Genomic DNA, 24,023 nt, shown 5'->3' on the forward strand with positions numbered 1-24,023 from the left:
GGGAGCAGTTATCAGTGACCAGTGACTCCTGACCAGTGACCAGTAAATAGGGTGTGGGGTGTGGGGTGTGGGGTGTAGTGAATTTTGAATTCTTTCCCGACTCCCGACTCCCGACTCCCTTTTTTGTAAACAATATTCTCAATCATATGACTACTAATCAACCTACCGTTTCCTCGTCTGCCCCGCAAAACAGTCCTGGGCGAAAAATTCGGTTTAATTCCATCGGTACAGTACTGTTTATCTCCGTCATGGGCGGTGCGTTAGTTAGTCTCGGTGGTATTAGTTTTTTCTTCTATCAGTCTTTAAAACAACAAATCCTCGCTCAGATCGGCGATAACTTAAACACTGAGATAACCTCAATTGAAGGTAAGTTAGAACCTGTTAAGCAATCGATGCGCGATTTAACTGGTGCATCTGAGTTATTGAGCAGCAAGAAAGCGGTCAATGCAGACCTACTTGATGCTTTACTGCTAAGATCCTTTCTCCATCGCCCTACTTTGGCTATGGGTATGGCATTGGAACAAACGGCTTATGCAATTCTTCCAGACCGTCAATGGCATGGAACATATTTCTACATAGACCAAAAAGACCCCAAGCAGCCAGGTAAGCGTCTAACTGCACCTTACGACCAACTATTCCAAATGGATTTGTTCAAGGAGGACAATTACCCGACTCAATCGTACTTTAAAGATCCCATAGCACAGGGAAGTGAAAGCTGGACTGAGCCTTACTCCTGGTATAACATCCCCATGACCAGTTTTAGTAAGGTAATACGCGATCGCAACAATAAAATTCTTGGTATTACCGCGATCGACGTAAACTTAGGGGCTTTGAGCGACCAGATCTCCAAATCCGTGATTCGTAACCAGGGCTATTTTGTCCTCGCCAGCGAACAGGGTAAACTCATGTCTTACCCACCCGCACCCGATCGCGCTAAAAATCAGAGCGGTTACGAGACAGTTCCAGAACTCAAAGCCATCTGGTCGAAAATATCATCGCCGGACAAAAAAGAGCGATCGGGACTATTGTGGACGGGAGGTAAATTCTGGGCTTATCAAAGAGTTCCCAGCACCAATTGGTTAATGATGGCAGCAGTACCGGAAGGAGTTGTTCTCGGTCCAGTTTTGACAATTACGATCGCTGGTGCGTTAGGTGCAGGTTTATTGCTAGCAGCCGTAGTTTTACTCTTCGTGCGTAGTCTCAATCGTCGCCTGCGTCCGATTCTAGATGAATGTAACAAGCTAGCGCAAGCGGATGCCCAAACCGAAATGCAGATGCAGCAGCAAGACGAGATCGGTCGGTTGTCAACTTCATTTTTCAACTTGTTGAAACAGGTTGCGGCTAACGAAGATCGGATTCGGGATGAAGTATCGCGGTCGGTATCTACCCAGGAACAGCTAAAACAAGCAGAACTCAACCAACAAGAAGGGGAAGCGCTGTCGATGGAGGTGATCCACATCCTCGACGTAGTGTCGGCAGTAGAAGAAGGAGATTTAACGGTACAAGCTGATGTAAGCGATCGCGCTACCGGGCTAGTGGCAGACACCCTCAACCGCCTGTTAGAAAAACTCGGACAAGTGCTGGCTCAGGTATATGCCGCAGCAGAACAAGTCTCCGTGGGTTCTAGTGCCTTGGGACAGCTAGCTGAAACTGTAGCAAATAACGCGGCAACCCAAGCTCAAGAAGTAGAACAGGTATTACAGTTAACCCAACAGGTAGGTGAATCAGCACAAGACTCTGCGGGAACGGTCGATCGCTCGAATCAATCTCTCACCGAAGTACAATCGGCAGTAGAACAAGGTCAAGTGGCGCTGGAAGCAATGACTAAAGGTATTGACGTTCTCAGTCAAGGTACTGACCGAATTATTCAGAAAATGAAAACTCTGGGTGAATTTGTCGGTCTAGCAGATCAATTCGTGCAAGACCAAAGCCAGATTGCTTCTTTGACTCAAGTACTGGCTTTAAACGCCACCCTGGTAGCAGCCCGCGCCTCCGAACAGCGCGACCCCAGACAGTTTTTAGTTGTAGCGCGAGAATTTGAGGCGATCGCGGCTCAAGTCAGTACTCTAGCGCAGCAGACAAACGAAGGACTCTTCACTCTACAACAGCGTACCGACCAAATTCATAGTGTAGTATCGGCAATTGACGGTGAAGTACAAAGCTTGGGTGGATTGGTGAGCGACTTTACGACGGGTGTGGAACAGTCGAACCAAGTGTTTAGTAACGTCCGCAGCAGTACCGTAGAGGTCGTACAGGCTGGACTAGGGGTATCTCGTTCTAGCGATGAGATTCTTCACGCTACCCAATCTACAGCTCAAGCGATGAATGACATTGCCGACCTCGCCAAACGTACCGCGCTGCTGACTCAGAGTACGCGCCTGCAATCGGAACAAATGCAACAGCTATCGCGCAAGTTACTCAGCAGCATTCAATTCTTCCGCTTACCAGAAACTGCCTTGAAGCAAAATACAGTTTTATCAGACTTGGATTTATTATCTGAGGCTGAAGATACTGTTGCTATTGAACTGACAACAACTTAACGCTCTGCGGCATATCGTTCCTATAGATGGCTGTACGGGCGGGTTTTGGAAAAAAAACTCTGTAATCGCTCGCTCGCCTAGCTAAACCCGCCCCTACGAATATTTGACTTTTGACTTTTAACTTTTGACTTGCTTATCCAGTCATTTTTCCTGCTCTTATGACAATGAATTCATCAGACATCGGCTTGCCATCTGCTCCTAACAATGCAGTTCCATCACCTTCAAGTAATGCCAACCGCTCTATCAAAAAAGGGTTGAGTTTGCGTTTAAAAACCACTTTGGCAGCAGTAGCAATTGGTACGCTACCTGTAGTCGTTACTGGGATCGCAGCCAATCTCATCGCAGCTAATATGTTAGACGCGCAAATTGAGCTTGCCAAGCAGGAAGAAACTGTGACAATGATGGACAAAGTTGAGCGTTTTCTGTTTGAGCGTTACGGCGATATTCAAGCTCTCAGTAATCTGCCAATTTTGCGCAATGAGAAAGTTAAGCAAGTTGTTTCTGTAAAAGACCGTACGCAGGTACTAACCAATTACGCCAAAGCTTATGAAGTCTATGAGAATATCGCCTTCATCGATTTAAACGGCAACAATCTCTTAATTTCCCAAGGGGCTAAACTTGGCAGTCATAAAAGCGAAGATTACTTTCAAGCCGTCCTTGCCACTGGAAAGCGATTTGTTTCTCAACCCAGGGTTGCACCATCTACGGGTAAAACTGTTATTTACCTTGCCGCACCCGTACGAGATTCAGTCACTAATAAAATAATTGGTGTCGTGCGTACCCAAATGCCAGTTCGATTTCTGGACGCTCTGGTTAAGAGCTATGGTGAAAATGACAGAACTTATCATTTGGTCGATAAAGCAGGCAAGGTTTTTGTCACCAATGATGGCACTGAGACTTTAGGCATGGATGCCGCCGAACACCTCACTCCTTTTCCGCAACTGCGCCAGGTTAGAAAAGCTGCACCGACAGAGTCTTACGAACCATTAGAAAAACGATATGTAGTTGGGGGATATGCTCCGTTCGAGCCAACACAAGGACTACCCGATTTAGGTTGGGATGCCTTTATTCTGTCAGACCGAAACGTTGCTTTTGCAGTTAACAATCGCTTGGCGCAAATTTTTGCCTTTGGTACTCTAGCCGCAGCAATTGCAGTAAGCGCGATCGCAGTCTTATTAGTCAACCGATCGCTCCAACCAATTGAGGCAGCAACTAAAACCGTCCAAAAGTTGGGAGCGGGCGATCTGGATGTACGTCTTGCAGTCAAAGGTAGTGACGAATTGGCAATGCTAGGAGCCAATATTAATCAGATGGCTGACCAAATCCAAGACCTATTGGAGAACTTAAAAGGGACTGCTGAAATTAAGCAATTGAAAGAGGCGATCGAACAGGAGAGCCACGTCTTACAATCAGATGTGAGTCATCTACTCGATGCAGTCGCAGCATTGGAGAGCGGAGACTTGACGGTACAAGCACCGGTGAGCGATCGCGCCACTGGACTCGTAGCAGATACCCTCAACCGCCTGATTGAAGAACTGGCTCGAATTATGGCAACGGTATTATCTACTGCCCAACAAGTGACTCAGGGATCGACAGAGCTAGAACAACTAGCAGCAGTAACAGCCCAACAAGCACAGCAACAGGCACACTCAGTTAACGCCGTGCAAGCCTCAGTTGTCACTTTCTCGGATTTGTCCCAACAAACAGCACAACAAGCATTGGCATCAGACCAAGCCGTGCAACAGGCACAAATCGCTGTTACCCAAGGACAGGAGGAAATGGTAAAACTAACCGAAGAAATTAAAGTTCTCCACTCAGGTACGGAGCAAATCGTCAAACGCGCCCAAATTTTGACTAACTTCGTGACCTCAGCTGCTCAGTTTGCCAAAGACCAAAAACGAGTTGCTGCCCTAACACGGGTACTTGCGTTAAATGCTTCTATGATTGCCGCTCGTGCCTCTGGGCAGCAAGACCCCGACCAATTTGCTAGTGTTGCCCGCGAGTTTGAAACCATCGCGACTCAAGTGAACGATCTTGCCGTACAAACAAACCAAGGTTTGCTAATGTTGCAGCAGCAAGCAGCTCAAATTCAAACTGTAGTGTCTGGGATTAACCAAGACGTGCAAGGCATCAGCCATTCAGTGAATCAATTCGTTGGTAGTGTAGAACAATCGCAGTACGTATTCGAGCTGATTAAAGACGTGACAGATCGCGTGGCTCAGGTAGGACAACAAGTAACAGCATCTAGCCAAGCGATCGCCGCAGAAGCACAAACGACGCTGCGATCGATTGAAGAAATTGCGACGGTAGCTGCTAAGACAGAACAGCAATCTAGTTTCACCCAGGAACAAGCCGGATTAATTGACAACATGGCACGGACGTTATTAGAAAAAGTCAGTTTCTTCCGTATTTCTGAAGAGGTGCAGGGAGCAGGGAGCAGAGAGCAGGGAGCAGTGTAGAGGCATTACATGTAACACCTCTACACAGTAACTAGTTATCAGTAAATATATACTACACCCATATACCCGATTATGTTGGAACAACATAGCTCCACTGCTGCTGAGTTAGATTTTGTTGACGTAGCCGAGCTGCAATTACAGCAAGAGCTGCGCAGTATGTTTGCTGTTGATACTCAAACTTATCTGCAAACATACATAAATCTCGTCCAAAAGCTTCAGCCTCAAACTTGGACGGCAGATATTCAAGAAACTTATCGCTGCGTCCACACGATCAAGGGTGGAGCCGTGACGGTGGGTGCTGATGGGATTCTTTATGTCTCAACTATTCTAGAGGACTTACTTTCAGACTTGCGCTATCTGCAAATTGCACCTCCGCTAGAAGACGGTCAGCTATCACAAATGCTAGCAGAGGCGGGAGAACTTCTGACTGCAAGTTTGCAAGTTGAGGCAACAGGAGAAGCGGCGATCGCTGCCGTCCAACCTAGCATCGATCGCATCGCATTTCTGCGCCAAGAAATTCAGCAACTCTACTTACCGGAAGCCAACGAACAGACAAAATTATTTCAAGAGTTTGCCGAACAAGGCTTCGATCTCGTCGTGCTGGACTTGGAAATGGCAATAGAAGACCTGCCCGATCGCGGTCAAGTTCCTCCAGAAGTTATCAAAATAGCAAAACAAACGCTTCAGCAACTCATACAAATTGGCAACGATTTAGAATTTGAGGCTGGTTGGTTAGACTTGCTACGTTACAGTAAAGCTTTACTCAACCGCCCCGAATCCGATTTCTGGCGATCGCAATGGTCTAAATATCTCCCCCTGTTAAAAGACAGCGCCAGACAAGGTGGGAAGTTGCCTGCGGGGAAGGGAGCAGGGAGCAGGGACGAGCTGGGAGCAGAAGGGACAAGGGGGACAAGGGGGACAAGGGAGCAACTACCAATTACCAATTACCAATTACCAATTACCAACAACCAACTACCGAAACAAATATCCAAGTCCCCGTCCCTCTAGAACGCTTGGAGCGATCGTCTCAGCGTTTGGTGGAGACGCTATTATCTGCAAGGGCAGTGCAAGGATTTTATCAATCGTTGCAGACGCAAATCGGACAACTGCTGTCGCTGGCGCAAGATAGCGTGCAATACCTGACGCAGTTACGACAAGTTCAAGACGATTACGCCCTTTTAGACAACTTACAGCAACAGCGCTCGAGTGTGTCAACGGCTCCAGTTTTAGAGCGATATCGTCAAGGTTATACGATTGTCAATCGCCTGCTAGAAGTGAGTTTGCGCCTGTCAGAATTGGGCGCAGAAGCAGCGACAAGTTCGCGGCTAACAGCAGATAGTTTGCAATTGTTAGATCGCAATGTCCTCAACCTCCAACAAACAGTAGAAGAAAGTCGGCTGATCCCGTTTAAGGTTTTGGGTTTTCGGGCGAAAGGTATTCTCCGCGATCTGATCAATCGCTTTGGTAAGCCAGCTCAGTTAATCGTACAGGGGGAACACTTGGAACTCGATGCTGGTACGGTACAACACCTAGAGCCAGCTCTATTACACTTAATGCGTAACGCCTACGACCATGCTTTAGAGTCTGCTGCCGATCGCCTAGCATTAGGGAAACCGGAACAAGGCACGATTATCTTATCGCTACGCCGCCAAGGTAAATTTTACCTGCTATCCTTGCAAGATGACGGAGGTGGCATTGATGCCAGCAAGATTTCCCAACTTGCCCAAGCGCGAGGACTACCCCTGACTCGTACCGATACCCCCGCCGATTTGCTTGCCGTTCTCTGTCAATCTGGCTTTAGCTCTCGCAGCGAAGTGAGTGATATTTCTGGACGCGGGGTAGGGATGGACGTAGTTGCCACCCAAATTGCTAGCATCGGCGGACATCTCAACTTGAAAACGGTACTGGGAGCAGGGACGACTTTTCAGATGCAGGTTCCCGTCCCGCACTTATTAGTACGCTGCGTCTTGGTACAGGCAGGCGATCGCAACTTTGCCATTCCTGCCGAGGAGATCGTCACCACGACTCTTTGGAGTAATTTATCAGCAACGCCCAGCGATCGCGACCCGATGTCTAGCGCTCCTAACTGGTTTGTAACTCAAGATGAAGCTTCAATACCATGTCTTGACTTATTAGAATACTGGCAACCAGGAGCGAGAGCCAACCGTCCGTTGTCAGATACAGCCATTTGCTTGCGGGTGCGTTCTACTTTCTCCTCCACGGCAGCTGAACGAGACGCTTGGTTGCTAGCAGATGACTTGCTAGAACAGTCAGAATTGTTGATCGAGTCTTTACCCAGTCCGTTAATTTCACCTATAGGGATGATGGGGGTAACTTTACAAACTGATGGAACGTCGATCGCGGTTTTAGAACCTGCATCTCTGGCAGCACATCTGTGGATGAATCCCACTGGAGATGGCGATCGAACTGTCATTCCTAGCTTCGATCTAGCAGAAATATTTGCCGAGCCTCCTGCTGCTAGTCGTACTATTCTCGTTGTTGATGACGCAGCGCTGGTGAGGCGGCGAATTGAAGCAAGTTTGACTGCAAACGGTTACACAGTTGAGACTTGTCGCGACGGTTTAGAAGCATGGACTTGGCTCTCTAGCCATTCCGTACCAGCTTTGTTAATTACCGATATTGAGATGCCAGGGATGGACGGTTTCACCCTGATCGATCGCTGTCGGCAAGCAGGCATGAAATTACCTGCTCTTGTCATTTCTTCCCGTTTATCAGAAGAGTGGAGCAACGAAGCGCAGCGCGTCGGTGCAACAGATTACCTCACCAAAGGATTTACGACCCCTGAATTGTTGAGTAAAGTAGGCTCTTTTGTAAGTCGTATGTAAGTCAAAAGTCAAAAGTCAAAAGTTAAAAATCAAAACTGACTACTCCCTGCTCCCTGCTCCCTGCTCCCTTGTAGTATTTTAGTAACGAAGGATCGAGTTAGGTAGGGCAATGGTAGGGGAAGATTTTCAGATTTGCGATCGCGACTTGAGCCATGAGGCTTTGGCTCAATTCATGGATGCTACGGCAATTGCAGTAGATACGGAAACAATGGGTTTGCTCGTCCACCGCGATCGCCTTTGTTTGGTACAGTTGTGCGATAATCGGGGCAGAGTTGCGGTTGTCCGCATTGCCAAAGGACAAACGGACGCACCTAATTTAAAACAATTATTAGAAGCAGATATCGAGAAAATTTTTCATTTTGCACGGTTCGATCTTGCCACCCTAAAACATCATCTCGGTATTCAAGTCGCACCGATTTTTTGTACAAAAATTGCTAGTAAATTAGTGCGGACATACACAAATCGCCACAGTTTGAAAGAATTAGTCCAAGAATTAGAACTGGTAGAACTTGATAAAAGCGCTCAAAGTTCCGACTGGGGAAATGCAGCCAATTTATCTGAAGAACAACTCCGCTATGCCGCTAATGATGTCCGCTATTTAATCTCATTGCGGCAAAAACTCACAGAAATGCTCAAACGAGAAGAACGCTGGGAACTCGCGCAAACCTGTTTTCAAACTTTGCCAACCATTGTTGCGCTTGATTTGTTGCAATTCAAAGATTTATTCGAGCATTAATTTAAAAGTCAAAAGTCAAAAGTCAAAAGTCAAAAGAACTGATAACTGATAACTGCTCACTGAATTAAGCCAGATGCTAGTTCGCGGACGATCAAAATTTGGAATTTACCCGCAGGAACGCTTGTACTGAGGCGGCGGACGAATAGATGATAAGTTCCCGTTTCAGTGCGGACATCTCGCTCGATCGCGACTATGGGTGCATTGCTATTCGAGCTATTTTCTAAAAGATAGCAGGCATCAAGTAGGGCTTCAAGTACGACTGAATTAGCCGTTCCTACTGCCTTTTCAACCAAGGTTGTTGCTTGAGGCAAAAGGCGATGTTTGAATTCATCGGAGTTTAAAGCCATTTTTTTCAGTTATCAATTATTAGTAGCAAGTAAGTAGTGAGTAGCGATCGGTTTTGACTTTTAACTTTTAACTTTTGACTCTTAACTTTTGACTTTTAACTTTTGGCTTACGACTTACGACTTATTCCTCTATAAGCGTGCAACAAACTGAGAAACTTCCGGCGATCGAAAGAGCGCGGATCGCTTCTACTACCAGAGCGATCGACTGCTTTATGAGTAGTAATTCTTGCATCAGGAACTTTACTTTGAGCAATTAACCAAGCGAGAGATTTATATTGAGCTTGAGTATAACCACTGTGACGGCGATCGCGATCGCGTCCGTCTACTGGAGTTTCTAGCGAGACATGGTAGGCAAAGTTATTGACTGAAGATGCAAGGTTGGGATGAGTTTTGACGGTTTCAGCTCCATTACTACCTATAAAAACAGAATTTGCTGCTCCAAAAGCTCGTTTTTCTGGCGGGACTATGTATATTACCGTACCATCTAACCCAATTAGGGTATGGTAGCTAACTTGTTTATCGTCTTGCTGGTGTGGAGTTCGGAAGGTATTGATTGCAGAAGCGGCGGAGTAAACAGTCTCGTGCAAAACGATAATTGGTTGGTTGTAGACTGGTTTGCCGTAAATATCTGTGGCGAAGCGATCGCCATAATTGAGCGGATGCGCCCAGGCAATCTGATATCTTGGTTTATATCTAGTAGCAGTAGTAGCATTAGCTACCCGTGACTCTTGGGAAGAATTGTCAACCTTTTGTGGCTTTTGTTGCTGTGGAGCTTCAGGCGCAGGCACAACTGTCTCCTCGTAGGATACAGGGACAGCAGGTAAAACAGATGCATCTATTTGTTGTAACTCTGGTGTTTGAGGAAATAGAGCAAGTGCTACAGCAACGCATAAAGATAGAACAAATATTAGTAAAGCTCTCGTTTTCCAAACCCTGATTTCCATTGAAGTGTAAATATTGGTAATTGGTAATGGGTAATTGGTAGTTGGTAGTTGGTAATGGGTAATTGGTTGTGATTCTCCTCTGCTCCTCCGCTCCCCTGCTCTCTTCTCCCTGCTCGATCGCTCCCTGCTCGCTTATGTCACTCTTTTGGATGATGATATTTATTTCTGCATCAAGACTGTTTTACAGTGGAATAGTTACAGACACTACAAAAATCTTTACCCATAGAGCGATCGCATTTATGTCAACCGAAAAGCGTAAATCGTCTAATTCTAACAAACAAGAAAAAGTCGTCTACCGTGAATTTGGTGGCGACAACTCGGCGGCTACAGAAAGAGCTGTTCCAGACTTACCACCCTCTCAGCAAAACCTGCGCGTCCAATCTTCTCGCGCTGGACGTAAGGGAAAGACTGTCACTGTCATCACTGGTTTTCAAGCCAAGCCAGAAACTCTAACAGCATTGCTCAAACAGCTCAAATCTCAGTGTGGTGCTGGCGGTACGGTGAAAGAAAATGAAATTGAAATTCAAGGCGACCACAAGCAAAAATTATTGCAAGTTTTGACTCAAATCGGTTACAAAGTCAAGATTAGTGGCGGCTGAGAAGATGTTATATTTTGGATTTTAGACGATCGCTAGAATCAAATCTATCTCAATGGTGATGTCACAGTTTTAACCATTATGTCAACCTATAGTGGTGGAATACGGTAGCTTGTCTGTGCTTATTGCAGCCAGTAAGGTACTTTTACACAATTACTATATGGGAGGATGAAATGGACATTATTCGTTTGCTGTGTGCCATTTTTTTACCACCACTAGGCGTTTTTTTACAAGTGGGTTTGGGAATTGATTTTTGGATTAATGTTCTGTTAACGCTACTGGGATACGTTCCTGGTATTGTTCATGCTGTTTGGATCATTCTTTCTAAGAAGTAGTAATTGGTAATAGTGAGTGGCTAGTGGCTCGATTCCACTCACCAGTCACTAGTTACTAGCCACTAATCACTGCTAATATTCAATTCCTGGTTGAGCTTTGACACCTTGTTCGCGAAATGGGTGTTTAACTAAAGTCATTTCTGTGACAAGATCTGCTTTTTCGATTAACGCGATGGGTGCGCCTCTTCCCGTTAAAATAACATGACTATTGACTGGCTTTTGCTCCAATCCAGTTAAGATTTCTCCTATTTCTAAATATCCAAGTTTAAGTGCTACGTTAATTTCATCTAATAACACTAGATTAAAATCTGAGTTGAGGATGTATGCTAATCCTTGTTGCCACGCTGCCTTAGCATTTTGGATATCGCGATCGCGATCTTGGGTTTCCCAAGTAAAACCCTCTCCCATAGCATGAAATTCTAAGCGATCGCCAAACTGACTGAAAATAGCTTTTTCCGCAGGTTCCCAAGCACCTTTAATAAATTGCACGATCGCCACTCGATAGCCATGACCGAGCGATCGCAGTACCATACCTAGAGCTGCTGTGGTTTTCCCTTTACCGTTACCCGTATTGACAATAATTAAGCCTTTTTCTTTTGAGGCTTTAGCAACGCGATCGTGTTGTACCTGTTGGCGGCGCTGCATTTTTTGGCGATACTGTTCTGCTGTCAGCGAGGATGATTCTGTGACGGCGACATCGCTGGTGGTTTCTAAGCTGCGATCGGATTGAGAGTTAGTTGGCATCAGGTTGACAATAAACAGACTGGGATAATTTTAGGATAGTTTGATTTGAACGCGATGAACCAGCATATAGGCGCAGTCTTTTCTAGAGTACGCAGATAAACTTAAGTATTGAATCCTAACATAGTCTAATCTAGCAGCTAGACTAAGATAAAGTTAGGTAGTCAGAACTTTCCATGCTTTTGTTTCCTTTTATTTCTAATATGTTGTGGCGAACGAATTTGGAGTTTTTGAGTAGCAGATTTTTGGTGTTGAAGTGCGATCGCCTGTTGCTGCTGGACTACTGCGCTACACTTGACAAGAAGCTCTTGGGGTGAATCGATGAGTGGCTGGACAATGCCAAGACGAATAAACTCTGTCCATGCTTCATTCAAGAGTTTTATGGCAGCATCTCGGTTATAAGCTGCGATCGCACCTACTATTTTCTGCCATCTCTCCCATAAAGGTTTCACAATAGAGTCTTCTGGTGAAAGCTGGTGCAACAGCGAAATTGCATTTTTCAGACTTGTTGGAGTAGATAAATCTTTGTGAGATCTGATTCTTTGACACTCTACATCTAACCACAAAGGTAAAACTTCCAGCCAACTGTTATGCTGTATTTGAATCAATGCCTCATCATACATTTCTAGCGCACCCCATACACAGAGAGGAACAGTAGCTAGTTGAGAATTTCGTTTTAATAAAGCTTCTTCCCACAGCTTTTGAGCGTGAGATTGAAATCGTTCAGCTAGAAATTCATATGCCTCTTGAACTAGAGTCGGAATTGTCACTTTATGAACAGTTTCACCTCGTGGTAGCTTATCTCCACGATAGGATAACCAATTATGAGAACCAGCTAAGTGAACTTTTCGATCGACTACTATTTCTTTTGCATGAGAATTTCCCAGCCAAAATATTTGTACAGCAGGTAATCCTTCAGGTGTTTTAACTGCTAGAAGACTTGCTTCAACTGCTGGTGGTATTGGTCTATCTTCATCTTCTTGTTTGCGAGAGTATCCATGTCCAATCAAGATCCAAACTCCACGGTCAGCTAGTTCTTGAAGTATGTGAATGAATTCATGGTCTACAACTGCCTCACTTACCCAAGGAGAATAAATAAATATTTCTGAATTAGCAGATTTTAGAGTCTTTAAAAATTCCTGACGAATCTGGCGATCGCGTAAAACAATAACACTGTTTACATCTAAAGAATTTTTCTCTTTGTTACTAATATCTTTGATATTGTCAATTGCTTGTTGCTGAATCTTTTCTATCCTGTCTTCAACCTCGCAGTTTTTATGTTTCAGAATTTCTTCACACTCTAACGTAAGTACTTCTGCTGACAGTTGGCATAGAGAGTGTAACGAAACTTTACCTTCTAGCTCTAGTGTTTCTAACCAGCTAGAAGCATCTGCTAAAGTTTGCTTTCCTCGTCTAAGCTGAAATTTTAACTTCTTTTCGAGAAGATCGAAAATTGCAAAGACTGAAATAGTTTGCCAAATTTCTTGAGTGTCAAACGCTTCCCCAGAAGTAACAGATTCACTACTTCCTAACTTTGCATTTTGAAAAAGTTGTTTTAATTCTTCAAGAGAAGAAGGTAGACGATTGGGTATTCTGCAATCGAGCGAGACAAAATCTGTAAAATTTGGTAACGCTACCTGCACCATTTCCAAAGGAGAAGCTCGAAGAAATAAATTTCCTAATAACGGATCGGCAATTACATAAATTATTTTAGTTTCTACTGGTTGAAGCAGCGAACCTTGTGCGTAAGATTCTCGTCCTTGAGGAGTTAAAATAATCTTATCTACAGGCTGGTTTTCTATTATTTTTAGAGTTTTAAGAGTTGCTACTGTATTTTGTACAAAGATAGAATCTAAACCGAGTACAGTAGCTATCTCATCTATTGCCGGAGGTGGTATAAGTTCGATTCCGGCACGAAGAACAAACTCTTCGAGAACATTAAATTGACGGCGTTTACTGAGCTTTACCTCTAGCTCTGTCTGATACACCTTGTATCGAAATTGACGTGCCGCTAGAACTGACAAACTAGGACTTTGCTGTTCAATCTTATCTACCTGTTCGCTCAACTGAGGCTCTATTGGTTTATTAGAGGATGTGAGAAACATCAATTAGTCCTCCATGACGGCGTACAATATTCAAAACTTCAGAATACATCTTACTAACAGTACTGGCTTGTTGTGTAAATAAGTCGGAGCTGCCTACAATAATAAGTAATTCTTGAGCGCGAGAAAAAGCAACATTGACTCGTTCTAGTTTTCTAGCAAACCCTACTTTTCTAATATTGTTATTCCTAACTAAACTAACAATAACAACTTGCCTTTCCATGCCTTGAAATCTGTCAACTGTACCAGTTCTGATATGAAGTGCAGGAAAGTTTTTTGGCTCAATTCGTTTGTTTATCAGTCTTAATTGACTACCATAAAACGTAATGATACCTATCTCTTTTTTAAGCTCACCACGCTGAATATTATGTATCCAGGCTCGATCCATCTGTTCGCATAATTTAGCGATCGCTTCAACTTCTTGTTCGTTAATAAATGAAGTTCCTTCTTGCTTTTCCTCAAAACCTTTACCAGTTGGTGTATTTACCCAAATCATGTGGTGTTCTACTTGAATATTGGAGGTAGATAAATTATGTGCGCGTTGTCGATCGGGATCTAATAAACCGCATTGTAAACGATGGTCATAAAACTGATTAATTGCACCCATAATCTGAGGGTGCATACGATACTGAAATGTTAGCATTTGCTTGATACTGTCGTCAGCAGTAGTAAACTGGCTTTTAAATAGCGATTCTTCTAAAAAGCTCAGATCTCCTGGCGTACTGCTCATTGCTTCTGCAATATCTTCTATAGTATTTTCATTTAACATGGGAGGTAATTGCCGATAGTCCCCAATTAAAACTAGTTTTTTACCTTTAAGAGCAGGAATTAGTAATTCTGGAGGTGTACATTTACTAACTTCATCGATAATGACAACATCAAAGCTTTTAAATTCGTCAGAGAAACTGCGACTTGCTGCTTGTACGCAAGTGATACCAATGACATTAGTGTTATCTAAATAAATTTGCTTTAATTCATTTCGGTCTTGTTCTGAAGGATGGCGAATTCTAGTAATCCAATCTTGGCTCAGATTTTGATAGCGATCGAGATAATTTTCTTCTTGCTCGATCTGTTCTTGCCAACTTTCAAACTGTACTTTTACATTTTCTAAAAAGGTAAAATCAAATAAATTCTCGTTGGCTACTTGTAGCTCAAAACGATCGGCAACAGTTCTTCCTGCCAATTGCCACCATGCTCGCTTCGACTCGATTTCTTCTAATTGCTGTTGAATCTGAATTTGAATTTCATGTAGTTTTGTAGAGTATTCTTCTAATTGAGCGGATGAATTTTTTGCCTTTTGTAGCCATGATAAAAGCTCCTGATTAATTGAGGCTTTGAATTTGGTTAATATAGTTACAGAATCCAGGAGTGTTAGCAAACTTTCAATCTGATGAATTAACTGCTCTGTAGAATTCACCCAAGTACCTACTTTAGCAGAGAAAAGTGCTGCTTGCTCTGACGTAACTTCCATTAATGTGTGACGATATTGTTCGGCTAAAGTGCATAATTCTTTAGGCACTTTTGACAAATGAATAGTTTCTAGTAGAAAGTTTAAAATTAGACTGGTGTTGTCTTTAGTGTTATTGCGAGATATTTCTACTTGCTTTTGAGCAGTAGAGATCTGTCTTGGTAGATTTGCAGTTCGTTCTATCTCTTGCTGTAAATGTTCAATTTTTTGCTCTACATAACTTCTTCTTTGACTTAAATATTCTTCTACATTTGTAAAAATATGATTTATAACTTCTTTAGTGATTTCCCTTAAGCTATTTTCAATCGTATTTGGCTTATTCTTCTGGATGATACTTTGAAACTGATTCCTAATTGCCTCAAATTTTGCTGCTATATAATATAAATGACTACGACCAAAAAGAATTTCGCCTGTCCAACTTATAATTCCTGGTGGTCGTTTCATTTCCTCTTGAGTAAGAAGAGCTAGCTGATATAGCCAGTATAGAGATTGTAATGAATTGTGTTCTTGAATTCCAAGTTCGCAGGCTGCGCGATAAACTACCTCTTTAGTAGGCGACTGAGTAGTTAGAGTATGTGACATCTGAGAGAGCAAACTCTCTAGATGAAGTAAAATATTCTGAACTGCGTCCCATTCTCGATATTTATGAACTAAATTGTTCACTTTTATACAGAGTTCAGTTAGATACTTCAGCCATAGTGTGGAAACAGATTTATTAGTGATAGCGTGTAATTGAGATGGTAGAGGAATTAAATCTATAGTGAGCAATCGGCGCTCTTGTACGCATTTTTCTACAATTTGATACACATCAAAATAGCTTGTAGAAAACCAGCTATCAAGCTCAAGCTTGACAGAGGCAATTCGCAAAAGAGATTTCTGTAGCTTCTCTATTTCTTGTCGATCGCTTGCTTGGCTTTGTAATTTTTGCTGATAAGTGTTTTTGAGTTGAGTCAGAGACGTTAGATTTTCTCTATAGGCTTGAATGACTGGGATACTGTCAGATATTGCTTTCGCTGCATTTTTGGCTACTGCGATCGCTTGACGAACTTCAGCAACGTATGTAGGAATGCGATCGCACAACCAAGCGGCTACACTAAAAGAATTACTAGTAGGTGGAATTAGACCTAGTTGACAAGCAATCTGACTTGCTGCCTTCACATTTGTCTCAAACTGATTTACTGAAATCTTTGTGCTTGTATAAGGTTGTAAACTTACTAGCAGATTTACAAATGTCGCGTCTTCCCAATTTACTGAGGGTAAATCCTTAAGTACATTATCTACCTTGATAATTAAAGCTTCGGTTTTTTGTTGCTGAGCCAAAATTTGTTGATGGGTAACAATCTGTTCTTCGTACTTTGACTCCAATTCTGCTTTGTGTTGCTGCAACAGAGGTTGTTCTTGCCTGAATGATTCTTCTGCTACAAAATATGCTGGAAATTGCTCTAATGTTGCTAGGAGTTGACGGTACACCTGTACAGTTTCGAGCTTCGTTTTTAGGCGACTTTCACAATCGTTAGCAGTATTTAGCAACCAAGTACCAATTACCCGCTCTTCCAAAAATGGTAAACCTTCTTCCTCAACTCTATTAGCTCGTCCCTTTCGTAAGGCACGAATTGCCGGATTGTGAATCAATCGGCTGAGCGCGTTATCTACTGCCAAATTCGCTTGAGAAGCAATTAGAGTCCTCCCGCCACGCAGAGCAACTTGATAACAAATTTCAGCAATAACTGTTGTTTTACCTGTGCCTGGTGGACCTTGAATTAAAATCATATCTGGAGCTGAAAGCACTGTTTCTACTGCCGCTACTTGATCGGCGTTGGCAGTTTTTAGTAACAAATCTTGCTGTTGCAGCTTAATACTTGTTTGAGCTGGTCTAGCTTTAGAAGCATCAAAGAAAAACTCCCCTAAATATGGATTTTGAGTGTTCCCTTTTTGCAAGTCATATAAGGCTTCTTTTTTACGCCTGATCTGGCTAACATCACCAGAAGCTTCAAAAAATAAACAGCCTGTTACTGGTAGCTGATAGAATCCTTCAGTAATAGACTCACTTGTGTCAGAATCTAGCTCAACTCTAATAATGCTATGTTCGGGATCGACTTTTTCAATACATCCCAATAAGCGTCTATTTTTCCTACCTCTGTGATTGTCACCAGATTCTAACAGATAAATGTCTTCGTTTTTTGCCCTTGTAGCTCGTTGCCAAAAGTCTTCTAGCTCTAACGAATTTTCATCAGAGCCATCAAGAGTTGCTAAAGTAGCATTCACTTTAAAAGTAATTCGTTTTATAGCTGTACCAAAGTTCTGACTAGTGAAAGGAATACAAAATTGGCGTGCTTCAGCAATTCGTTCTTCAACCTGTAAAAACTGATGCCAAACTTCTAGTTGTGCTTCTGTAGGTAGATATCTGTTGTAAATTGGTAAGGTCGCTATACGTTCCAGTGACGATTGCGGTACTCCAATTCGATAACGATGATTGGGTAACAAACGAATGTACCAAGGTGTAGCAAATTCATTTGTATGTCCTTCTGCTTTTGGCAGTAATCGAGCTGAAATTACTCGAAAACCACTATAGCTATTAGCAGATACAATTCCTACTAAGCGTAGGGTTTTGCCACGCTCGTGAAGTAATGAAGATAGTTCGATATCATCTCGATCTGTAGCTATTGTTAGCTCTAATTTATCTTCTCTAGGTTCTCTTTTTTCTTCCTGACGACGCACGTAAAAAAGTTTTGGTTTGTTACCCAATAAATTAAATATTAAATCTTCAGCACAGCGTAGACGATCTCGAAATTCTGGATATGCTGCTAAGGCACTTTTACCTTCAAGATCAATAATTAACCTGTTCGTTGACTCCCCAAAAAATTTATATCCCCAATCTTGAGAGGTATTGATACTTGGTATTAGCACTTCAGCGCCTAAAGGATTATGCTGATGCGAGTTCAAATTATTCGGCTGAGAAGCAATAATTTTAGCGGCGATCGCAATTTCACGTTTTTCATCAGTCGCTTCCAATAAAATAGAGCCGAGTAATACTGTTTCAGGTAGTAAAGCGGTAGAATCCAGATATACTTTTAGATACTGCAATCCCGCAGATAAATACTTTGGCTGTACACTCATCCAAGTAAAATTAGTTGTTACCTTACAACATGTAGCTAGTTGTAACTGACAGGAAAGCTCAACTTGGCGATTTGTTTCTACTACTCCAAAATCTAGTATTGTTGGAATATCCCAACTAACACCTTCCCACTGCACTCTCTCTGCTGAACCGAGCAAATTGACTTGCTTTAAAAGTGGTGTTGTATCTGCCTCCGCCAAAAGTACAACCTCACCTTTATCTCCTCCTATCGAACGGGAGATTGCTAAATTTTCTAGCCGCACTCCAGGAACTTTAACTACTATGGCAGGTTCATCAACTGCAAAAAGTTCTGTATTCACTCCAGAACCACAAATCTTAATTTTTCGCTCAATTTGAAATGGTCCTTTGTATTGTCCAGCCACTAAGCTGAGTTCGTCACCATCACCAACCATTTGTAGTAAACGAAAAAAATTTGTTGGATCTGCTTGGAAAATTGGCATGAATGCTCCTAAATCTCTTGATTTTGGGATAAAAACTAATTGGAGTTAAGTTTATTATTCCCACAAGTTAATTTAGAGAAACATTAAAGCCGATATTGATGAAAAACCTCGCTAGCGGCGCGATGGACGAGGGAATGACGGTAAACGAGAGATGTCATATCTTCTGCATACCCGCCACCAATGACGCAGGCAACAGGATAGCCAGCCGCAACACAGGTACTCAAAACTTGCATGTCGCGGCGAAATAAACCAGTATTCGTTAAAGCTAATTTCCCCAAGCGATCGCCTATATGCGGATCGACTCCGGCATCGTATAATACTAAATCTGGCTGAATCCTTGATAGTAAATCTGGTAGATATTGAGCTAGCGTTTGCAAATATTCATCGTCTTCCATGCCTTCGGGTAAAGGCACGTCTAAATCGCTTTTCTGTTTTGTCCCAGGAAAATTAATTTCGCAATGCATCGAGAACGTAAACACGCTGGGGTCATTTTGAAAAATAAAAGCAGTGCCATCTCCTTGATGTACGTCTAAATCTACAATCAAAACTTTGCGGACGAGATTTAATTCTTGTAATACGCGAGTGGCGATCGCTAAATCGTTAAAAATACAGAAACCAGAACCATAACTGGGAAAAGCATGATGGGTTCCTCCTGCTGTATTGCAAGCTAATCCGCACTCTAACGCTAACTTGGCGGTTAAAACAGTTCCTCCGACTGCAACACAAGTACGGTTGGCTAAAGCTGGACTCCAAGGTAATCCAATGCGCCTCTGTGCTTTAGCATCTAGCGTCCCGGTACAATAAGCCTGGACGTATTCTGGTAGGTGTACCAACTCAATCCAAGCCTGCGGCGGACGTTCGGGAATCTGAAATTGTTCTGGATACGCTACGCCATCAGCTATCAGTAACTCGTAAAGCAACTGAAACTTCGGCATGGGAAAGCGATGAGTATCGGGTAAGGGAACGACGTAATCGGGATGGTAGACCAGGGGTAAATCCATGCTTAGCTATTAGCAGTTGACTTCCCTATATTTTCTCTCCCATGCGGTACAAGTAAGCTTGACATATCTGGACCTGCGGGAATAATCCCACCAGGATTTAAGGGAAATAGATTGCCGTAGTAATCTTGCTTGACACTTTCTAAATCGCAAGTATCAGCCACCCCAGGTAATTGATACAAATCGCGCAGATACGATCCTAAGTGTTGATAGTCTTGAATGCGGCGGCGGTTGCATTTAAATATGCCGTAGTAGGCGATATCAAACCGAAATAGAGTGGTAAATAGCCGGATGTCTGCTAGAGTTACGCAATCGCCACATAGATACCGACTGTTTGCCAAGGCTGCATCGATTTCGTCTAATGTTGCGAATAATTCGTTGTAAGCTTCTAAGTATGCCGCTTGTGTCTGAGCCAAACCGCAGCGGTATACCCCATTATTGACAGCATGGTAAATTTTTTCATTCCACCAATCAATCTTTTCTCGCAAATCTTCAGGATAAAGCTCTAACTCTGGATGCTGGGCAAACTCGTTAAAGGCATTATTTAAGATGACAATAATTTCTGCACTCTCATTATTGACGATCGCCTTTGTTTGTTTATCCCATAAGACGGGAACTGTACAGCGTCCTTGATATCCTGATTTCGCCAACTGATACAACTCTGCTAGGCTGCGACAGCCTTCTTCTTGCTGAGGTAGTACCCAACCGCCTTGAATTGGATCGGGTGTGGCGATCGCAACTGAGATGGCATCTTCTAAACCCTTGAGCGATCGTACCACGAGCGTTCTGTGCGCCCAAGGGCAACTAAGTCCGACGAAAAGTTGGTAGCGTCCTGTTGCTGGTGGGTAAGGACTGTCTATACCAATAGAGTCGCGAAACTGACTGCTAGGACGAAGATATTCCCCCGATTTACCACGGGGTGCAAGCTGCGACATCATCAACTGCCAAAGTGTCGTCCAAACAAATTTGCCCAACCAGATAATTAACTTGGGTGGTAGAGATTTCCCTTTCTGCTTGGGTTTGGTAGCAGTTACATTTTGGTTATCAGCGCTCATTTTCAGACAAAAATCAACGATTTATTGTCAGCTTGGCTTTCTCGATCGACAGTCTATAAAAGCTTAGAAAGTTGGCAAAGTAAGGAAATGCGAATAAAAGGACATGAACCTTCACATCTTTCGGTACTAGAACCTAAATCTAGCTGCACTCTATCTTAATTATAACTGCAAATCATTGACAATAATTGTACAGATAAACGACCTAGCGATTGTCAGTTGCTCCCAGATTGCACCCACCAAAGACTGGCATAAATGCGATCGAGTGCCAGTAACTCCTCATGTTTGCCCTGCTCGACAATCTCACCTTTGTCCATGACGTAAATGCGATCGCTGTGGCGAATTGTGGAAAGGCGGTGAGCAATGGCTATTGTCGTGCGATTTTGGGTAATCTTGGTTAAGGATTTTTGAATTGCGGCTTCGGTTTCGTTGTCCACCGCAGATGTTGCTTCATCTAATATTAGAATTGGCGGGTTTTTGAGAATGGCACGGGCGATAACTTCGTTAAGCTTCGCTAACGCAATTCGCTGTCTTTGTCCGCCAGAAAGCTTCTGTCCCCGTTCTCCAACGATTGTATCGTACCCTTGTGGTAATTCCAGAATAAATTCATGGGCTTCGGCTAACTTGGCAGCATCAGCGATCGCTTCATGACTAGCGCTAAAGCTACCATAGGCAATATTATCTGCTACCGTACCGTGAAATAAAAACACATCTTGACTTACCCAACCTATGCAACTTCGCAAATCGCGCAACTGAAGCGATCGAATGTCAATACCATCGATTTGAATGCTGCCTTGTTGCACCTCATAAAAGCGTAGCAGCTTGGCTAGCGTGCTTTTGCCCGATCCGGTCGCGCCAACAATACCGATGCTTGCGCCAGCCCGAATGTGCAGTGAAATGTTTTTGAGTACTGGAGTAAAGCCGTCATAGGTGAAACTCACGCGATCGATTTGCACTTCGCCGCGCACCTGCTGCATCGGCAAAGATCGCGTTCCAGCCGCCATTGTAATTGGTGTCTGCATCAATCCCATGACTCGCCGAATCGATGCCATTGCCCGTTGATATTCGTCCAGAATTTCGCTCAATTCGGTAAAGGGCCATAGCAGATCTTGAACGATGAACACCATAAAGCCGTAAGTGCCAACGCTGAGGCGATCGCCCAATACTTCCATACCACCTAGATACAGCGTGGTGACAAAACCCAGCAAAATCAGAAATCGAATTAGCGGCACAAAGGCAGCAGAAAGGGCGATCGCCCTCGTGTTACTTTTGCGGTAGGCATCGCTTTCTTGGTAAACTCGACTGCGTTCGTAATCTTCAGCAGTGAAGCTTTTGATTGTTGCGATGCCCGATAGATTGTTAGCTAGGCGATCGCTAATGATGGCAGCGCGATCGCGTACTGCGTCGTAACGGTCAGCCAAACGCGACTGAAAAGCAAACGTCCCCCACAAAATTAATGGAATGGGCAGCATGGCAAGCCAGAAGATCCCAGGAGTCAGAATGACAAAACTGCTGCCTACAGCAAATACCCGCGTGAAAAAGCTCAGCAGATCTTGAGCGCCAAAGTTAAGAAAGCGTTCTAGCTGGTTGATGTCGTCGTTTAAGACCGATAGCAGCATTCCGGTACTGCGATCTTCAAAGTAACCCAGTTCTAGCTGTTGCAAATGGCTGTAGGCATCGGTTCGCAGTTCGTGTTGCACGGTTTGAGCTAAGTTGCGCCACAACTTGTCGGCTCCGTATTGAGTCAGCGATTCTAAGCCCCAAGTAGCAATTGTCAGCAGCGACAGCAGCAGCAATTGAGTCGCGACATCTGGAATGCCAAAGCGAGCAATGAACGAAGTTTGGCGCTCGACAACCACATCAACGGCAACGCCAATTAAATAGGCAGGGGCAAGATCGAACAAAGTGCGAAGAATCGAGCAGGCGATCGCACTCCCTATTTGAGTTCGATAGGGTTTGGCATAACTTAGTAGACGCAGTAAAGGGTGAGTAGAGCTTGCCATTATTTAGGATGAAAGAATCAAGTTTGATTGATGAATGAGAGCTATGCCAAAAATAAGCCTGCTTACGGTGATATTGAGGTTGAAACTATCTTTGATACGCAGCGAAATCATTATCAGATTGTGCATTTGGGTTGGCATCATAATCGGTGGGTACATCATTGCGTAATGCATCTCGATATTCGGAATGGGAAGATCTGGATTTTTTACAACTCAACAGAGCATGATATTGCTGCCGATTTAGTGAGCTTGGGCGTGCCGAAGCAAGATATCGTGCTGGGGTTTTATCCTCCTTTTATGCGAGAAATGAGTGATTATGCAGTGGGTTATAAGTGAAATAGTAAAGTGTATTTAGGTAGAATTTAGTGAATATTGACGAGTTAGTTGTAGAGGCGATCGCCTACTGATTTATCTGCATCAAGGTAGCGATCGCAGACCTTTTAGAGTATTGAGTGCCTGTGTTATCACTGAAAGTTTTTAGCTTCTCAAGTATTTGCTGAGAAACTCCAGTTGGCTTTCCATCTCTTCAGCTGTCTTGTTTGAGATGAATTCCAGAATCGCTCGAACTTGCTCCCCGACTGAGTAATTTTGGGCAAGGAGGGCGATTCTTGAGTGTTTTTCTCCACTTGCAATGAATTCAGTATGGAGCTGGTAAAAATCTCCAATGTTATGACTGTAGAGAACTCGCCGTTGCTTAGTTGCTAAACGTAACTGTTCAACATCAATTAAGCCTTCGGTTTGAGGTTCTTGGACTGCGATCGCATCAATGTTACGGGCACGCAACGCTCTTAGGAGCGAGCGATCTTGAGAATCTTCGTCGAGATAGAGGCGAATCATGCCTATGCCATCGATCTTGTAGAAGATCGATCTAACTTTTCAAGGCGTTGGTCTTCTGCTGCTTGATGAGCAATATCAGCTTCGATTTCGGCAACATTAGCGTGGTAATAGGCAAGAGCGGCGTAAACTTCGGCAAGCGTAATATTTCCGATGCGATCGCCAATTTCCTCAGCCGCTAGCCCCCGCTTGTACCAGGAAACTATGCGTCGAACCGTTACGCCTTTACCTGAAATGTGCGGGACACCGCCGTGGAGTCCTGGGGTGCGGTCGATCAAAGTGCCAATATCTACTGTGGTTGTTGTCATTTGCCGTTATTTTTATGGGTAAAGATTATGACTATTCTAAAGGTAAGAGCTGCAATGCTAGCGATCGCCCTCGGCTCTCACTCCCCCACCGCTTCAACAACTCGATCGCCCATAAAAAATGAAGTGCGATCGCAAGTTTTA

At 43.6% G+C, this 24,023-nt stretch carries 19 protein-coding genes; 8 read left to right on the plus strand and 11 right to left on the minus strand.

Features of this window, described 5'->3' with window-relative positions:
- Positions 1-11: 11 nt before the first annotated feature.
- The gene (locus tag M5J74_RS32695) at positions 12-146 is read right to left on the minus strand and encodes a hypothetical protein (RefSeq protein ID WP_256498785.1); all 135 of its coding nucleotides are present in this window, start codon (positions 144-146) and stop codon (positions 12-14) included.
- Here M5J74_RS32695 and M5J74_RS13270 point away from each other — a divergent pair, their 5' ends adjacent.
- The 5 genes from M5J74_RS13270 to M5J74_RS13290 all read left to right on the plus strand — a co-directional run bounded on the left by M5J74_RS13270 (position 147) and on the right by M5J74_RS13290 (position 8,581).
- On the plus strand, positions 147-2,540 hold the full coding sequence (locus tag M5J74_RS13270; RefSeq protein ID WP_250016933.1) for a methyl-accepting chemotaxis protein: 2,394 nt from the start codon (positions 147-149) through the stop codon (positions 2,538-2,540).
- Between the two features lie 158 nt (positions 2,541-2,698).
- The gene (locus M5J74_RS13275; RefSeq protein ID WP_250016934.1) at positions 2,699-4,999 is read left to right on the plus strand and encodes a methyl-accepting chemotaxis protein; all 2,301 of its coding nucleotides are present in this window, start codon (positions 2,699-2,701) and stop codon (positions 4,997-4,999) included.
- Between the two features lie 72 nt (positions 5,000-5,071).
- Complete coding sequence (locus tag M5J74_RS13280) at positions 5,072-6,007, plus strand: Hpt domain-containing protein (protein WP_250016935.1); 936 nt, start codon at positions 5,072-5,074, stop codon at positions 6,005-6,007.
- Between the two features lie 5 nt (positions 6,008-6,012).
- Positions 6,013-7,845, plus strand: coding sequence for a response regulator (locus M5J74_RS13285; protein ID WP_250016937.1), 1,833 nt, complete (start codon positions 6,013-6,015; stop codon positions 7,843-7,845).
- A gap of 109 nt (positions 7,846-7,954) precedes the next feature.
- Positions 7,955-8,581: a ribonuclease H-like domain-containing protein gene (locus M5J74_RS13290; protein WP_015154567.1), complete on the plus strand. Its 627-nt coding sequence runs from the start codon at positions 7,955-7,957 to the stop codon at positions 8,579-8,581.
- A 56-nt stretch (positions 8,582-8,637) separates the two neighbouring features.
- Here the strand turns inward: M5J74_RS13290 and M5J74_RS13295 are convergent, their stop codons facing one another.
- Both M5J74_RS13295 and M5J74_RS13300 read right to left on the minus strand, forming a co-directional pair.
- The gene (locus M5J74_RS13295) at positions 8,638-8,928 is read right to left on the minus strand and encodes a hypothetical protein (RefSeq protein WP_015154568.1); all 291 of its coding nucleotides are present in this window, start codon (positions 8,926-8,928) and stop codon (positions 8,638-8,640) included.
- Between the two features lie 107 nt (positions 8,929-9,035).
- Entirely contained in the window at positions 9,036-9,872 is an 837-nt protein-coding gene (locus M5J74_RS13300; protein WP_250016938.1) for a peptidoglycan recognition family protein, read from the minus strand.
- Positions 9,873-10,111: 239 nt separating this feature from the next.
- On the opposite strand from M5J74_RS13300, the gene M5J74_RS13305 reads away from it, so the two are divergent.
- Together M5J74_RS13305 and M5J74_RS13310 are read left to right on the plus strand one after the other, a co-directional pair.
- Positions 10,112-10,471, plus strand: a complete 360-nt coding sequence (locus M5J74_RS13305; RefSeq protein WP_015154570.1) for a translation initiation factor — start codon at positions 10,112-10,114, stop codon at positions 10,469-10,471.
- Between the two features lie 170 nt (positions 10,472-10,641).
- Positions 10,642-10,803 (plus strand): YqaE/Pmp3 family membrane protein, encoded by a 162-nt coding sequence (locus M5J74_RS13310; RefSeq protein ID WP_015154571.1) that lies wholly within the window; start codon positions 10,642-10,644, stop codon positions 10,801-10,803.
- Positions 10,804-10,875: 72 nt separating this feature from the next.
- Here the strand turns inward: M5J74_RS13310 and cobO are convergent, their stop codons facing one another.
- From cobO to M5J74_RS13340, 6 genes are all read right to left on the minus strand, one after another.
- Positions 10,876-11,547, minus strand: a complete 672-nt coding sequence (gene cobO, locus M5J74_RS13315) for a cob(I)yrinic acid a,c-diamide adenosyltransferase (RefSeq protein WP_106167073.1) — start codon at positions 11,545-11,547, stop codon at positions 10,876-10,878.
- A 161-nt stretch (positions 11,548-11,708) separates the two neighbouring features.
- The gene (locus tag M5J74_RS13320; RefSeq protein WP_250016939.1) at positions 11,709-13,649 is read right to left on the minus strand and encodes a hypothetical protein; all 1,941 of its coding nucleotides are present in this window, start codon (positions 13,647-13,649) and stop codon (positions 11,709-11,711) included.
- Positions 13,630-18,690, minus strand: coding sequence for a DEAD/DEAH box helicase family protein (locus tag M5J74_RS13325; RefSeq protein WP_250016941.1), 5,061 nt, complete (start codon positions 18,688-18,690; stop codon positions 13,630-13,632). Before M5J74_RS13325 ends, M5J74_RS13320 begins: the two co-directional genes overlap by 20 nt.
- Before the next feature lie 83 nt (positions 18,691-18,773).
- A complete protein-coding gene (locus tag M5J74_RS13330; RefSeq protein WP_015154573.1) occupies positions 18,774-19,691 on the minus strand; it encodes a histone deacetylase in 918 nt (305 codons plus the stop codon).
- Between the two features lie 2 nt (positions 19,692-19,693).
- The gene (locus tag M5J74_RS13335) at positions 19,694-20,743 is read right to left on the minus strand and encodes a glutathione S-transferase family protein (RefSeq protein ID WP_250016942.1); all 1,050 of its coding nucleotides are present in this window, start codon (positions 20,741-20,743) and stop codon (positions 19,694-19,696) included.
- Positions 20,744-20,955: 212 nt separating this feature from the next.
- Positions 20,956-22,743 (minus strand): ABC transporter ATP-binding protein, encoded by a 1,788-nt coding sequence (locus M5J74_RS13340; RefSeq protein ID WP_250016943.1) that lies wholly within the window; start codon positions 22,741-22,743, stop codon positions 20,956-20,958.
- A gap of 30 nt (positions 22,744-22,773) precedes the next feature.
- On the opposite strand from M5J74_RS13340, the gene M5J74_RS13345 reads away from it, so the two are divergent.
- A complete protein-coding gene (locus tag M5J74_RS13345) occupies positions 22,774-23,076 on the plus strand; it encodes a XisI protein (protein ID WP_250016944.1) in 303 nt (100 codons plus the stop codon).
- 141 nt (positions 23,077-23,217) lie between these two features.
- Here the strand turns inward: M5J74_RS13345 and M5J74_RS13350 are convergent, their stop codons facing one another.
- On the minus strand, positions 23,218-23,577 hold the full coding sequence (locus tag M5J74_RS13350; RefSeq protein WP_015154577.1) for a DUF5615 family PIN-like protein: 360 nt from the start codon (positions 23,575-23,577) through the stop codon (positions 23,218-23,220).
- 2 nt (positions 23,578-23,579) lie between these two features.
- Positions 23,580-23,882, minus strand: a complete 303-nt coding sequence (locus M5J74_RS13355; RefSeq protein ID WP_015154578.1) for a DUF433 domain-containing protein — start codon at positions 23,880-23,882, stop codon at positions 23,580-23,582.
- Positions 23,883-24,023: the final 141 nt, after the last annotated feature.

The organism is Chroococcidiopsis sp. CCNUC1 (assembly GCF_023546805.1).
GTDB classification, from domain to species: domain Bacteria; phylum Cyanobacteriota; class Cyanobacteriia; order Cyanobacteriales; family Chroococcidiopsidaceae; genus Chroococcidiopsis; species Chroococcidiopsis thermalis.

Bases quoted from the DNA above. Each gene is read 5' to 3' on its own strand.
- M5J74_RS32695 (WP_256498785.1), bottom strand. From the start codon at position 146: ATGATTGAGAATATTGTTTACAAAAAAGGGAGTCGGGAGTCGGGAGTC.
- M5J74_RS13270 (WP_250016933.1), top strand. From the start codon at position 147: ATGACTACTAATCAACCTACCGTTTCCTCGTCTGCCCCGCAAAACAGT.
- M5J74_RS13275 (WP_250016934.1), top strand. From the start codon at position 2,699: ATGACAATGAATTCATCAGACATCGGCTTGCCATCTGCTCCTAACAAT.
- M5J74_RS13280 (WP_250016935.1), top strand. From the start codon at position 5,072: ATGTTGGAACAACATAGCTCCACTGCTGCTGAGTTAGATTTTGTTGAC.
- M5J74_RS13290 (WP_015154567.1), top strand. From the start codon at position 7,955: ATGGTAGGGGAAGATTTTCAGATTTGCGATCGCGACTTGAGCCATGAG.
- M5J74_RS13295 (WP_015154568.1), bottom strand. From the start codon at position 8,928: ATGGCTTTAAACTCCGATGAATTCAAACATCGCCTTTTGCCTCAAGCA.
- M5J74_RS13300 (WP_250016938.1), bottom strand. From the start codon at position 9,872: ATGGAAATCAGGGTTTGGAAAACGAGAGCTTTACTAATATTTGTTCTA.
- M5J74_RS13305 (WP_015154570.1), top strand. From the start codon at position 10,112: ATGTCAACCGAAAAGCGTAAATCGTCTAATTCTAACAAACAAGAAAAA.
- M5J74_RS13310 (WP_015154571.1), top strand. From the start codon at position 10,642: ATGGACATTATTCGTTTGCTGTGTGCCATTTTTTTACCACCACTAGGC.
- cobO (WP_106167073.1), bottom strand. From the start codon at position 11,547: ATGCCAACTAACTCTCAATCCGATCGCAGCTTAGAAACCACCAGCGAT.
- M5J74_RS13320 (WP_250016939.1), bottom strand. From the start codon at position 13,649: ATGTTTCTCACATCCTCTAATAAACCAATAGAGCCTCAGTTGAGCGAA.
- M5J74_RS13325 (WP_250016941.1), bottom strand. From the start codon at position 18,690: ATGCCAATTTTCCAAGCAGATCCAACAAATTTTTTTCGTTTACTACAA.
- M5J74_RS13330 (WP_015154573.1), bottom strand. From the start codon at position 19,691: ATGGATTTACCCCTGGTCTACCATCCCGATTACGTCGTTCCCTTACCC.
- M5J74_RS13335 (WP_250016942.1), bottom strand. From the start codon at position 20,743: ATGAGCGCTGATAACCAAAATGTAACTGCTACCAAACCCAAGCAGAAA.
- M5J74_RS13340 (WP_250016943.1), bottom strand. From the start codon at position 22,743: ATGGCAAGCTCTACTCACCCTTTACTGCGTCTACTAAGTTATGCCAAA.
- M5J74_RS13345 (WP_250016944.1), top strand. From the start codon at position 22,774: ATGAATGAGAGCTATGCCAAAAATAAGCCTGCTTACGGTGATATTGAG.
- M5J74_RS13350 (WP_015154577.1), bottom strand. From the start codon at position 23,577: ATGATTCGCCTCTATCTCGACGAAGATTCTCAAGATCGCTCGCTCCTA.
- M5J74_RS13355 (WP_015154578.1), bottom strand. From the start codon at position 23,882: ATGACAACAACCACAGTAGATATTGGCACTTTGATCGACCGCACCCCA.